Source organism: Candidatus Gracilibacteria bacterium (assembly GCA_010119145.1).
GTDB lineage: Bacteria > Patescibacteriota > Gracilibacteria > BD1-5 > UBA6164 > JAACSU01.
Genome location: JAACSU010000007.1, coordinates 542,379 through 556,382, shown reverse-complemented (window position 1 = coordinate 556,382; position 14,004 = coordinate 542,379). Strand labels below are relative to the sequence as shown.

Genomic DNA, 14,004 nt, shown 5'->3' with positions numbered 1-14,004 from the left:
ATATGAAACTTTGAGATTTAATATTCTGAGTAAAATCAGATAAATGACAATTAAGAGCTGAGCTCAATAAAATAAAATATGATTTTAAAGATGTTTGAAATGATATTGAGAAATCTTTATGAAAGAATACCATCTGATGATTAAATAGTAGACTCACAACACTTACTTCAAAATTAAGTGGTGTTAAAATTTGAAGTAAAGAATTTCGAGTTCTTCAGAGAGAAATAAAATCAACTGAATCTGCACTGCAAAAAGCCAATTGACAGACTACATTATTCACAAAATCTTTGAAAGTAGCTGGATGATTTTTGGCTACAATTTGATTTGCAAAAGCTACTTCTGGAATTTGAAGTTTATCGGAATCATTCACTAATATGTGAAATAGATTGAAACAAGTTTCAGAATGAGCTCAGCTTGAGCAACTTCGAGATAATTTATTTCAAATGGCTAATCAGGCAAGAGTTCCAGTTGATGATTTAACTGCTTCTTTTGTTCGTTTTGACTTGGTAAATAAACAACTCTGATGAAGTCAGGCAGAAACTCTAAAAATTTTAGATACTCTCTCTAAATGATTAGCTTTATCAGGTGCAGAAGCAAATGAGGTTTCTTCTGTAATGCTTCAACTTGCTCAAGCTTTTTGATCAGGGCAACTTGCAGGTGATGAATTTAGAGCAGTATCTGAAGCAATGCCATCTCTTCTCGATATACTCGCAAAACAACTATGAGTAAATAGATGAGAATTAAAAGACTTAGCTGCTCAATGAGTTATTACTTCTGATGTCTTAAAAAATGCACTGCTTGAAGCGAATGAACAAGTAAATGATAGTTTTCAAAATTCTAGTGTGACCATTGGTCAAACGATGACACAAGCAACCAATGATTTTATTAAAAAGTTCTGAGAAATTGATGAAACATATTGAATTACAGAGAAAGCAACAACACTAATAAATTGATTCTCAAATGCTATGATTTCTTGAGTATCCGTAATAGGATATTTAGTAAATGTTGCCTCGAAATGATTTAAATTCATTGCTTCTACAATCTGAACTTCTCTTATTTGAGCATCTGAAACAGTAGTATGAGTTTTTAATACTATTAAAAATAATACATGAACATTAGTTGAAAATATGTGAATTGCATTTGAAAAGCTTCCAAGTGCAATTGAAAAATGATTAAAGAGTGCTCTCAATGTAGTATGAAATTTTATAGATAAAGTTTCTTTTTGAATCTGATGAAAAGTTTCAAAAGCGTTATGATTAAATAGTTTAGTAGATGGAATTAATATTTGATGAGGTTGACCAACTAGAGCTTTCAAAAGCTTTGAAAATGGATTTGATTATTCTTTAACTAAAAAATCAAATCTTGCTTCAGTAGCTGTATTTGATGATTTCACTAAAGCATTGACAAGTTTTGGCTGAACAACTGGTAAAATTTGAACTGAACTTCTAAGACCTGCTACTTGATGAAATAGAGGTGGTGGATGAACATGATGAGATGATTCTTGATGAGGATGAGCATCTGCAAAAGATGAATGAAAAACTCAAGAAGAAATCGAAAAAGAAATACTGAAGGCAAAAGAAGAAGCCATTAAAAAAGAAAATGAACTTTTAAAACAGGATGCTGAACAACGAGAGAGAAGAAAAAAATATCTCGAAGATCTTCAGGAAGAAGAAAATAAAAGACTCAAAGAAAAAGTAGAATTTATTTCAGATACAGTTGAGAAAATTACTGAAGTATATGATGATGAGTTAGAAAAAAGTAGTGATATAATTGATGATTACATAAAGAATATTGAGAAACTCGAAGATACATTGTTAAATCTTGCTGAAGAGAGTAAAAAAATAAAAGAAGATTTATTTAAATTTTGATCTACAGATACTCAAGCTGATTTAGAGGAATTAGCAGAAAGATATAAAGCTATTCTCGCAGTTGCCTGAAATGATGAAACACTTGAATGATGAGTAAAAGTCTGAGATTTAAGAGATTTCGTAAAAGAAAAACAAAGACAAACTGAAATCGAAGTTGAAAGACAAGCTGCAGAAAATGAGCTTGAATCTTTACGAGAAAAGAAACTTCAGGAGCAAATTATTTTTTCTGAATTTTCCAATAAAAGAGCTGCGATTGATGAAAATTATAAACAACTCCGTCAAAGTATAGAGGTTCAAATTACTGATACAGTATACCAGGAATCTTTGAAACAAGAATCATATCAAAATAGACTCATTTCTAAGTGGCAGGCAGTTGCAGCTGCAAGAAGAGCTGCATTATCATGAGGAGGTGGAGAATGAAGTTCTTGAGCTTGATTTTATGAATGAGGATATACATGAGATGGTCCAGTTACATGAGAAGCTGGAACAGTTCACTACAAAGAATATGTAATCCCTCATGACATTGTAAAAAAAGTTCCTGAAACTATTTCACAACTCGAGAGAATGAGACAATGAAATCAAAGTTTTGATAATTCAAAAAATATAAATGTTCCAAATATCACTGTGACAAATCAAATAGATCTGGAAACAGTTTTTGATAAGTTAAAATTTAGACTCTAATAATTACTCATGAACGATTTTAAAACTGCAAGGCTTGATAATAAAGATATTCTTCGAAATAGTATTTCGGGTATTTATTATACATTTAAAGAATGGAGAAAACTCTCAACTTCAGATGACTCTCAAAACATTGATTGAATGCATGGGAGAACTACATCTCCAACATACGCGCGCACACGAATAATATCTTTAGAATGATACATAGATAGGATGTGAGCTATATGAGATGAAGAATATGCATCCGTATTGTATTTAGAAGAGCTCTTTGCACTCCAGGGGAACCCGTGAAAAATACAAGAAAGAGAATTATATATTCAAGATATCTATGATAGAGAATGGACTCTCAAAGTGAAGATTAAAGAACCTCTCGAAGTACTTGAATGAGATGATCAAATCATATGAAGTCATTGGAGATGGAGAGTAGTTTTAGAATCAATTGAAGATCCTATTTATAGATCACTTGAGCAAATTGTAACTGCATGAGGAGAGTGAGTCTTTTTATGATTTAGATTTCCATTCACCCTTCCAGATGCTTGGGACGAATCATGAAGTATTCTAGAATGTATTGGAACCTGAAATACAGATAGTCCTGCAAAGATTGAAATAAAAGCCAATCAAACTCTCAGTTCTCCCATCAAAATATTTAATGTTTCAAATGATACATATTTTATAATTAATACTTCACTCACCTCATGAGATGTTTTGATTATTAATTCAGCTGAAGAAAAACTTACGAAAAATGGAGTTAATATTCTTTGAGATAGAGAGCCATGAAGCATTTGGCCTACAGTATCATGAAATACGAAATTCATTGTAAATGATAATGATTGAGGAATTAGTCCTGGAAGTTTTGATGCTACCGTATATTTTAATAATTCACTCTTATAAAAATGTATATTGCTTATGTTTCTTCTCCATCGAATGTAAAAATCACTCAAATTCATAATATAATTTCTGCTTCAGCTGAAAGCAAATTAAGTGATGCAGGGAAGGGAAGTTTTAAAATAAAATCAGATAACATTGGAAATGATCCTGAAATTCTTCAGGAGTTTTTCCGTGTAAAATTATTCAAACAAGATCCTGTAACTGGAAAAGAAAATCTTCTCATTGATGGATATATTGATTACATCCAAGCTGAAAATAATGTAACTGAAGTTTGAATCTGAGATATGATAGATTTTCTCCAAAATAGATATTTATGAATAGATAAAAATTATTTCTGAAAATCCCTTCAGTATATTTTAAATGATGTATTATCAGATATTAGTTCGAGATATGATAATTGATTTATTCTTGATTGTGGAGTCACTGATATCCTACCTGATAAAGAATATTTTGAAGGTCAGGATATTCTCAGTGTTTTTAAAGATTTAACGGAAGATGGATATGAATTTTTTATAGATAATAATGTCATATATTTCAAAGCGAAAATCTGAATAGATAGAACTTTGTCATGAGAGAATTATAGAGAGTATAATTTTGATGTGAACAATCCAAGATCGCGAAGTATAGAAAATCCTAAAACACTATTTAATTCTAAAAATATTGCGAACTGAGTAAAAGTGAAAGATACTACTTCAGTAGAAACTCAAATAGATACTCCAAGTAAGACAAAATACTGAGCAGTTGAAAGATTCTTCCCAAGTTTATGAAAAGATGCTACTACAGCAGCTGAAATTCTCTCTGAGAGAAAAGAAAGTGTCAGAGAGATATCTTTTACTCCAATTACAAGAAACTACTTCGAGGTGGAAATTTGAGATGATATAAATATATTTATAAACTCAGATAATATTTTTAATAATTATATCGGCCCAAGTAGAATAATAGAAAAATCATATAAATCTTGAGACCTCGAGAATATATCTCTCAAAACTTCTACCAGTAAAGTAAAAACACTGACTTTTCCAGAACAAATTCGAAAATTAAAAGAATCACAGAAGATTTTAGAGTACTAAAATGACATTGAAAAAAAAACCACGATATCTAGGCTTAAACCTAGATATTTTTTTATTATAAATTATGCAAAGAGTTTCTCTCCTTCAATGAAATAATCTTGTCCAGGACTATGATGTTTCTAAAATCTTAGAATCACTTTCAACTGCTTGAGTAGCTCAAGGCTTACAAGTACAATCATGAAAAGTAACAAAATGATTTTGATTTATTGAAGTGACTCGAACATGAAAGTCATTTCGAGTTTTATTTGATTCAGATACTGACGTTACTATTGATACAACTGGAACTAAAAAAGTATTCGTTGAAATTACTCAAGCCAATATTGATAATGGAACTATAAATGCACCAAATGGTGAAGGAATTGGAACTATTAAAACTGCAGCATCTTATCCTACATCTAATTATATAAAACTTGCAAGTATTACTTCTTGAGTGATCACTGATGAAAGAGTTTTTATAAAGAAGGATTATTTAGCTCGAAATATTGAAGAAACAACAAATGCAAGATTGAATGTAATATGATTGACATGGAATTCTTGTGTTCAATATTGAGCAGTAACAGATTTTAATGACATATTAATTGGATGAAGATATAGAGTTGATACTTGAACTGCTTTAAATAAACCACCAAAAAATTGAACTTATATACTTATTGTTGATAGAGTTTCACAATGAAGTAATTATGCTTTTCAGATGGCTATATGAAGTTGATTTTGATGATCAACAGCAAATGAAATATATACAAGATCAATGAATAATAATATCTGGACTTCTTGGGAAAAACTTATTACTTGAGGTGTTCCAAAACTTGCAAATACACCCGATAATAGAGGAGGTTGAAGATGACCAAATTGATATGCAAGAAGTCTTGAATTAGAATTTATAGATGCTTCAGATATCGCATTAACTTGAACTTCCCCCGGTATTTGATTATTAACACTTGCACCTTGGAATGACCCGAATTGATCTGGACAAACTGTACAATTTGCTTTTGCTAATAATGGAGATAGATTTTACAGACGAAGTACAAATAACACCACTTGGGGGCTTTGGGAAAAAGAGTGAGTAAAACCAATAACTATGGGATTTCAAAATCCTAGTTATGTTAGTTGAAATCAAGATATAACTTATAATCATTCATTTGGTTCAATCCCAAATTCGATTGAATTTTATTTTTGATGAGCTGGAAAGGCTGTATGGACTAAAAAAGATAACACTCAAAGATTTATTTCATATTGATATAACTGACAAAGAACAGCATCAACTTGAAATCTAATGAGTAGATTATACAACAATAATTGAAACTATTTAGTTATGACATTACTTAGTGTTACATCAACTCAATTTACAATTAGGTATTTTGCAGATAGTTCGACTTCATACCCAAATGATGAAATTTTAGTTACTTTATCTTAAAAAAATGTATTGATTAATAAAAAATTGAAAACTCATTTCTCGTTCTTCAGAGTTTATGGAAATGGAATGAGCTGAAACTATTAAAATTTCAAATGATTTTATAAATTCAGAAAGAAGGATTGAAAACTATAAACCTATCGTAAAAACTCTCAAAGATTTTCAAGATGAAATCGAAGCACAAAATAAAATAATTGTAGAAGATGCACAAGCTATAGATCCTGATCTTATAACTGAACTTGTACCTGAGTATATCGCAGCAGAAAAATATCAAGAGTATCTCGATTCATTTATAGAAAATGATTTTGATTTAGTAGAAACTTTGGAGAGTAAAAATCTAGAAATTGAAGCAAAAGTATCAGAAATAAAAAGAAAATGCTCCGAGGATATACTGAGAAAATATAGCATAACAGACCAGGCAAATATGACCGCAAATGTGGCCAGAATAAATGCACTTTGTACGAGAGAAAAAAGAGATCCATCAGCTGAAGAAAATGAACTCTTAAATGAAGCTGATGTGATGTTTTTGGAAATTAAAGAACTTCGAGATAAATGTGCTGAAGAAATAGAAACTTTATTTTGAAACTAAGAAGAAATCATGGCTGGATATGAAAAACTTTTAGACCTAATGATGCTCTCTCGAGAAGATCAGGCAAGATTTTGAGAAGCGTTAAAGTATCTATGAGAAGATCTCCGAAGAATGGAAGCAAAGCTAGATTATACTAACTGAAGTGTTCGGACTCTTCGTTCTGAAATGGATTGAGTTCATCATGATTTATGAATAATAAAAAAATCCAAAACTACAATTAATAATCCAACCAATGTAACAGTTAAAAATTGATTTTTTAAAAGAGACTGGAAAGAGATATTTTATGTCTTAGCAATTTTGGCTTCAACACTTTGATATTTAATTGTTCAAACCTTAATTTATATCCAAGAGAATCTATGATAACAATATATATTTTTTTTAGAATACTCATATATCTACTTAGTGCTTTTATAATTTCTTATTTGAGATTTTATAGAAAAAAAAGAGTAGATGTAACTCATTCATTCGTCGCAATTTGTATTTTATCATGCATATCAGCAATTAGTAAGTTAACAATTAATGCAGATATTAGCTTATGGATTGTGACTTGATTTATTCTAGTTACTGCCTATACAGCAATTTTATATATTTTATCATGATAAAATGAAATTAAAAACCATAGAAAAAATACTCTGATACAAGCCTATTTCAGAATACAATATTGAGCTTCTGAAAAAATGAGGTTTCTACAATTGAACATGAGCTGATGGAATATTTTTTGATGACATCATAGATGCAATTTTCGTCACTTTAGAAAAATCAAAAATCTTTGATCCTGAAAAATGTTTGAAGCTTCGAAAGGATATAGAGCAACTTGTAATTCGACATGATATAGATACAGGATTCAAGATTTGATTCTTCCGAGCAAATAAAAGACTTACAAAATGAATGTTTGATCTCTTATATAAATTCCCAATGAAGTACAGATTAATAATTAGATTATTTTTATTCTATGTTGTGAATTTTACAAAAAGAGCGAGATATAATTACTTTACTAAAAAATAAACTATGAAAGATTTAAAATATTATGTATCTGGAATTGTAGCAGTAGGAATATTTGTATGGCTATTATTTATATGAGAAAAAGATATGGCAAATCAATTATTCCAAAGCCTCATACTCATTCTAGCTTTTGTATTTGGACTCAATAGCCCTACTCCGAAAGTAAGTGAATCAAATGAAGATGAAAAAATGTTAAATGAAATACTTGGTAAAAACTAAACATGTATATACAAGATTATCTAAAATTAAGAATTGGTACTGGAGTTATGGAAACTAAAGAGTATTGATTCCAATGTGTCGCTCAAGTAAAAGATTTTTGTAATCTCGTACTCGAAACTCCTATTTGAAGTTTTAGTGGTACAGCTCTCAATTGATGGAAAACTGGGAGTCCTTTTAATTCTAAATGGGAGAGAATAGAAAATAATCCAAAAGATGTAAATCAAGTTCCTCTTGCATGAGATATTATATTTTTTAAGTGACCAACATCTGAATGACATGTAAATATATGCTTAGATGCTAAAGTATGAGAAAATATTATTTATACTGTAGATCAGAATATTTGAAACTGAGATGGAATATGAAGTGATGACTACGTAAAGTATAGCCAACATGATTATACTCTTATTCTTGGTTGGTATAGACTCAAAGAACAATCTCCATATCAACATATTACTAAATTTGATAATTTTGAAGTAACGAGAGAAGAAAAGTTTGTTTCAAGCGACCCAGTTTTAAAATGAGGAGCAAATGCAAGGTATGTAAAAAGTACCAGGTCAATTGTAATATATGATGTTTTCTATACTAATTCAATTCAACAACAAGCAGCAACTCTCAAACATGAAGTAGGACACGATTTGTGGTATTTACTTCCATTTTTTATTCAAAAGCTCTGGTATAAAATAAGTACATTTGATACAGCCCTAGTGAAATCTTTTAATAAAGAAAGTAAATATAAGTACACAAGAAATCATTATCTCAATTTTAATGCTGAGAGAAATATTAGAGAAGATTTTTGTGAACAAATAGAAAAACAGGTTCTAATAGAAATGTGAGTCGCCTACACACCAAGTAAATTATCTTGGGAATGGGTAAAACTCATGGTTGCGAATTATATATTCACTAAATATATCTAATGCTTGAAAATATTTCTACATTTATGCTTGTTCTCATGTCCTGTACTATTATTTTTGTATTTTGAGTTTTTATATTTTTTATAATAGATTGAAAAATGGAGATAATCAACAAGTCTTGTAAAAAATGCTGAGGATATATGATAGGAAAATACTGTGAAAAGTGTATTTGTTTCAAAAGATAATATGAAATTTAACTTCTCAATACACGAATGAAAACTCAAAGTAAGACCATGAGTTGATGAAAATATGCAAGTACAAGTTTCTATGACTTTAGCTGCAGTATTCAAGATTCTTAGATGTGATTTAAGCACAGAAGTAAGAAGTTATAATGAAGAACAATTTCAAAGACTCGATGAAATACTGAGAAATAAATCTGAAGTAAAAAGATATTCTATTCCTGAAGAATAGTAATTGAGCTGTCAAAGAATATTTGACAGCTCATACATCCTCCAATCCTGGGGGTCCATAAAGGGAGTCGGTTATGTACTTTAATACACAATCCAATTCTTGGAAATGCCAAAACGGCAGAAAGTGAGGTGATCATCTCGATTGTGACAAACTGGTCGAAATCAACCAGTTTAGAATCACATAGAATAATCTCATGTTTCAATAACTAGGTATCCACATTTTGTGGGTACCTTTTTTTTAATCTAAAACTTCTAGATTATTCTGATCTTCAGGTCATGAATTTCTTTTACTAAAAATATTTTGGACTTGTTTCATCTTGTATCTTTGAGCTCAAAGCTTGAAAACATTATTATTATATCAAAGTCTCGTTACTGATGGATCTAATTTCATGCTAAAGTCTTTTCAGTTTTGAAACTGAAACATGTGATCAATAACTTCTTCTATATTTACTCAAAATTTTTTAGTTTGCCAAGACATTCAAACTTCACTCATTTCGAGTTTATACAAGTAGTCATAGTAGGATATTTTATATTTTCTCTTCATCGAAATATTATATATATTTTTGTAATTTATTAGTATATAAAACTACATTTTCTCTTTCTCTATATATAATACTATAAAGGTTATGACGACGGCACCGGTCGGTCCACCATTTCTATAACTAACAAAACCTTAAGAATAATTCTTGAGGTTTTTATTGTTATTAGATGGCAATACACTACAAAATAGCTATAGTAATAATTCAAATATTTTTAACAGAGTTGATTATGAAGTTACTCCAAGATACATTTCGAATTTGGTGGCAAAAACCATCATCTGTGACAGAGAGAGAAAAGAATCGAGAAATTAGTTATCTTGAGCTTTTTTATGATTTGGTATACGTAGCAATAGTCATCGAACTAACCCATATACTTGCTGGTAACATTAGCTTGGGTGTATTGATTCAGTATATAGCACTTTTTTCAATGGTATGGTGGGCTTGGCTCAATGGAAGTTTGTATCATGAACTACATGGAAACAATGATGTGAGAACTCGTATTTTTACATTTATTCAAATGTTATCACTTGCTGGTATGTGAATATTTACTCATAATGCTTTTTGAGCTGGATATCAGGGTTTTGCTATTTCTTATGCACTATTTTTAAGTATTTTGACATATCTATGGTGGAGGACAGGAGTTTATGATAGGGATCATAAACCATTTTCTACTCCCTATGTTTGGTGATTTAGCTTCACAACAATTTTATTTGTAATATCTATTTTCACTATTCCAACCGTTTCGTTTTATTTGTGGGGGATTGCAATAGTGTTTTCACTGTTTCTTCCTTTTACACTCAATAGAAGGACACAATTAAAGTGAACAACTCATACTAAATCATCACTTATTGAGCACCGAGAAGCTGCTTTGAGTATCAATCCATCATTTGTTGAAAGACTATGACTCTTAACAATCATAATTTTGGGCGAAGCAGTTATCTCTGCTGTGCAATGAGCAACGTTTATAGAAACTCTTCGTATGAGTGATATAGTACATATTATGTGATTTTTTGGTATTATTTTTTCTATGTGGTGGATCTATTTTGATTTCATTGCGAGACGTCTTCCGGTTCAAGGAACTATAAATAGATTTATATGGATATACCTTCATTTATTCTTAACACTGAGTATTGGTTTATTGAGTGTATGAGTATATAATACACTCAAATACGCAGAATATCTACAATGAGCTAATAAATGGATATTAATTGCTCCACTTATGCTATTTTTGTTCACAATTATATTATTAATTCAAACCTTGGATATTAGAAAAGAATTAAAGAGGTTTTATTGATTCGGGACGATTGCTTCAGCAGTGAGTATTGTACTTTTATGAATAATAGGAGTTATAGACTTTTGAACAACTATAACAATCATTTCTGCTATGTTTGTTATATTTATACCGGTTGTTGCTTGATTTTTTGTATGGATTGACCATGCGAGTACAAAAATAAATACTCAATAGATACATATTAAGTTTTTGAGAAATTTTTTACTTAATATGACATCGTATCTTTATTGATAGAGCTTGGAAATATAACTGCATCGATTCTATAAATACTTCCATTTGTTGCTTTAATTTGTTCACTCGTAATATTCGCAGTATCATTAATAATGACTTTATCATTATTCTTCGAAAATATAAGAGTATTTCCACTTATCGCTTCAATATCTATTCATTCGTTGAGAGTTTTAAGACTATAATCTCAGTCAACAAAATGAAAGGCGATTATTTCACGTAATTCATTGATATTATTAGCATCAAGCATTTTTTGTAAGCTTCCAGCTGGGAGTTGAGAAAATGCGTAATCAGTAGGAGCAAAAAATGTGAACGGCCCTGTTCATTCTAAATCCTTTACGGCTCAGGCAGCTTCTATAAGTCGTGCAAGAATAGAAAATCTACTTCTTCGTCCAATTGTATCAAATATATCAGTTGCTTCAGCGACACTTGATTGTTCTATACTGTTAAAATTTGAATACGTTCTCGCACTTGTGAGAAATACGAATCTTCTGAGAGCTGGAGTATCGTTATAATTTATATTGAAGTCTATGAGTCCGATTTCAGTGGCTTTGGTACTGTATCCAAATTGCCAATTGCTACTTTGATTTCGACTAATTCATCGTACTATCATAATCATTTTGAGTGCTTCAGCTTCCGTTACTGAATCATTAGGCCTGAAAGTGCTATTAGGAGATATAAACTTTTTTTTCAGGGCTATTTCAGCATATTTACATCCCCAATCGAAGTTATCCATATCACTAAATTTTCACTCACATGTTTCAGGAACATCTGTTCATGAGAGATTTATCACTATTTTCAGCATCTCTCTTCTTGTCACTTGAGAATAAATATTATATTCTGAAAGATTTTCAGATTTGTTGAGTATTACTCAAAATGTAGACAAATAATTTGCAGCTAACACGCTCGGTTTTGTACTAAATTCAATACGTGGAACGAGTGGTTTAGAACTTCATTCTCATGAATCTTCTGCAGAGAATACTCATGGAGTAAAACTAGAGAGTAATAAACTCACGAGTAAAACACTGATACATTTTTTTATAAATTGAGACATAATACTATTATGAGAGAATAAATATATTTTTATTATAGTTTTTTGAGTAAAAAAGTCGATAAAATAGTCAGCTTAGTGAAATAAACTACTAAAGTAGTAACAATATTTCTTTATATATTAATTATATAATTATTAAAATATTTGAATATATAAATATACTAAAATATATATTTTACATAAATCAATATTTTACTATCATTATACTAATACTTGTAAAAATACTGTATGCTCAATACTATTTCTTGAAATTTCCGAGTTCCTGAAATTTCAGATGAAATACACAAGAAACATAAAAAATGTTCACTCAAGCAAGCACGTGCTATAGCTTGAGATTTTGATATTCAAAAACACTGAAATCGTATAGCTAGACAGGGTATTACTATTGATTCTCTTGCTTCACCAGACCTTGATGATGCCATACATATAGAGAAACTGGATGGGAAAAAAGGCTGGAGATTACAAATATCTATCGCAAGTCCTACTGAGCTTATTGAGCCAAATTCTCCTGTAGAACAAGAAGCAATTGATCGTGCAACGAGTGTATATTTTGGAGAAAATCATATTCATCATATGCTTCCAAATATCATTGCGACCGATATATCATCTCTCAATCATCATCAACATAGACTGACTCTCACATTAGAACTTATACTGAATGAGGATTTTGAAGTGACTCAAAAAGATTTGTATCAGTCTACATTTTATAATAGACAGAGACATTCTCCAGAGAGTTTTACTCAAGCAATAACTCATACCTCTGATCCTGAATATGAGTATTTTTCACACATGCATGAGCTCGCGCGAGGACTCAGACATACAAGAGAAAATGAGTTTCGTATAGAACATTTTGATGATGCAGATAGAAAAATCACGATGTGAGAAAAAATCCTCGGTCATAGTAACTCTCATATATCTAGTTTTGTAATACAAGAATTTATGCTGCTGGCTAACACCCAGATTGCTGAGCTTATGGATGAAAACTCTGTTCATGGAATTTATAGGTTCCATATGCCAGAACTTGAGTTTGAAAAAATACTTCCAAATATATTAGACAGAGCTGAGTATTCACCTACTGCTTGATTCCATAAGGGACTGTGAATCTCGAAATATTCTCATTTTACATCTCCTATTCGTAGACTTGCAGATTATATTTCTCATAGACAGCTCGTGTGTTTACTCGAAGGGAGGCAAGAATTTTATAATACTGAACAAATTGAGCAACTGTGTAGCTATATTAATCTGCAAATTACAGCAACTCTTTCCAATCAGAAAGATGAGCTTCTCGATATGCACGGTAAAAGAATAGTGAGAAAAGGAAAGAAAAATCCTCAAGATTATCAAAGGAGTATGAAGCAACATATTAGACATCGGCAAGAGAATTGACTGCGAACTCCTCGGAGTATCCGAGAATTTATCATGCAGGATATGATTGATAAAAAAGAAGTAGAAGATTGGATTATTCGTAAGTTTTTACTCAGTGGGGAAACTGAAATCATAGAGGTGATGAGAGATATCATTCTGCGTGATTATTCCACGAGAAAATACGTAAATATATTTGGAAGTGTCCCTTGAATCTCATATAGCGAGAGTCAGTTTGTAAGTAAATGAGTTCTCTATTATAGAGTCCACACAAATATACTTTGAGCGAAATTTACAGATACTTCCAAAATACAAACCCTCGCGTCTCATGATGATAATGCAGTGCTCCCAGAATGAAAATTAAAAAACCTAGAAATAGATGACACACAATACCATATTATCAAGGAAGACTTTACCAGAGCAAAAGTAAAGTGTTTGAAAAAAGCCATTGCTGGAACATTTGAATTTATACTTCCTCAAAAATAAA

General features: G+C 30.6%; 14 protein-coding genes. 12 read left to right on the top strand and 2 right to left on the bottom strand.

Annotation, left to right across the window (positions count from 1 at the left end):
• The first annotated feature begins 2 nt into the window (after positions 1-2).
• From GW846_03145 to GW846_03100, 10 genes are all read left to right on the top strand, one after another.
• Entirely contained in the window at positions 3-2,549 is a 2,547-nt protein-coding gene (locus tag GW846_03145) for a tape measure protein (protein ID NDK09750.1), read from the top strand.
• Between the two features lie 9 nt (positions 2,550-2,558).
• Positions 2,559-3,437 carry a hypothetical protein gene (locus GW846_03140; protein NDK09749.1) on the top strand — a complete coding sequence of 293 codons (879 nt, stop codon included), beginning with the start codon at positions 2,559-2,561 and terminating at the stop codon, positions 3,435-3,437.
• Between the two features lie 2 nt (positions 3,438-3,439).
• Complete coding sequence (locus GW846_03135) at positions 3,440-4,504, top strand: hypothetical protein (GenBank protein ID NDK09748.1); 1,065 nt, start codon at positions 3,440-3,442, stop codon at positions 4,502-4,504.
• A 64-nt stretch (positions 4,505-4,568) separates the two neighbouring features.
• Positions 4,569-5,918, top strand: coding sequence for a hypothetical protein (locus GW846_03130; GenBank protein NDK09747.1), 1,350 nt, complete (start codon positions 4,569-4,571; stop codon positions 5,916-5,918).
• Between the two features lie 4 nt (positions 5,919-5,922).
• Positions 5,923-6,504 (top strand): hypothetical protein, encoded by a 582-nt coding sequence (locus GW846_03125; GenBank protein ID NDK09746.1) that lies wholly within the window; start codon positions 5,923-5,925, stop codon positions 6,502-6,504.
• A 9-nt stretch (positions 6,505-6,513) separates the two neighbouring features.
• Entirely contained in the window at positions 6,514-6,867 is a 354-nt protein-coding gene (locus tag GW846_03120; GenBank protein NDK09745.1) for a hypothetical protein, read from the top strand.
• A gap of 240 nt (positions 6,868-7,107) precedes the next feature.
• A complete protein-coding gene (locus GW846_03115; GenBank protein NDK09744.1) occupies positions 7,108-7,509 on the top strand; it encodes a hypothetical protein in 402 nt (133 codons plus the stop codon).
• Positions 7,510-7,512: 3 nt separating this feature from the next.
• Positions 7,513-7,725, top strand: a complete 213-nt coding sequence (locus GW846_03110; protein ID NDK09743.1) for a hypothetical protein — start codon at positions 7,513-7,515, stop codon at positions 7,723-7,725.
• 2 nt (positions 7,726-7,727) lie between these two features.
• Positions 7,728-8,639 carry a hypothetical protein gene (locus GW846_03105; GenBank protein NDK09742.1) on the top strand — a complete coding sequence of 304 codons (912 nt, stop codon included), beginning with the start codon at positions 7,728-7,730 and terminating at the stop codon, positions 8,637-8,639.
• Positions 8,640-8,822: 183 nt separating this feature from the next.
• Entirely contained in the window at positions 8,823-9,047 is a 225-nt protein-coding gene (locus tag GW846_03100) for a hypothetical protein (protein ID NDK09741.1), read from the top strand.
• A gap of 237 nt (positions 9,048-9,284) precedes the next feature.
• Here the strand turns inward: GW846_03100 and GW846_03095 are convergent, their stop codons facing one another.
• Positions 9,285-9,590, bottom strand: coding sequence for a hypothetical protein (locus tag GW846_03095; GenBank protein NDK09740.1), 306 nt, complete (start codon positions 9,588-9,590; stop codon positions 9,285-9,287).
• A 224-nt stretch (positions 9,591-9,814) separates the two neighbouring features.
• Here GW846_03095 and GW846_03090 point away from each other — a divergent pair, with 224 nt between their 5' ends.
• The gene (locus GW846_03090) at positions 9,815-11,050 is read left to right on the top strand and encodes a low temperature requirement protein A (protein NDK09739.1); all 1,236 of its coding nucleotides are present in this window, start codon (positions 9,815-9,817) and stop codon (positions 11,048-11,050) included.
• A 31-nt stretch (positions 11,051-11,081) separates the two neighbouring features.
• On the opposite strand, the gene GW846_03085 is transcribed toward GW846_03090, so the two are convergent.
• On the bottom strand, positions 11,082-12,158 hold the full coding sequence (locus tag GW846_03085) for a hypothetical protein (GenBank protein ID NDK09738.1): 1,077 nt from the start codon (positions 12,156-12,158) through the stop codon (positions 11,082-11,084).
• Positions 12,159-12,383: 225 nt separating this feature from the next.
• Between GW846_03085 and GW846_03080 the strand changes: the two genes are divergently transcribed.
• Complete coding sequence (locus GW846_03080) at positions 12,384-14,003, top strand: RNB domain-containing ribonuclease (protein NDK09737.1); 1,620 nt, start codon at positions 12,384-12,386, stop codon at positions 14,001-14,003.
• The last annotated feature ends 1 nt before the right edge of the window (position 14,004 follow it).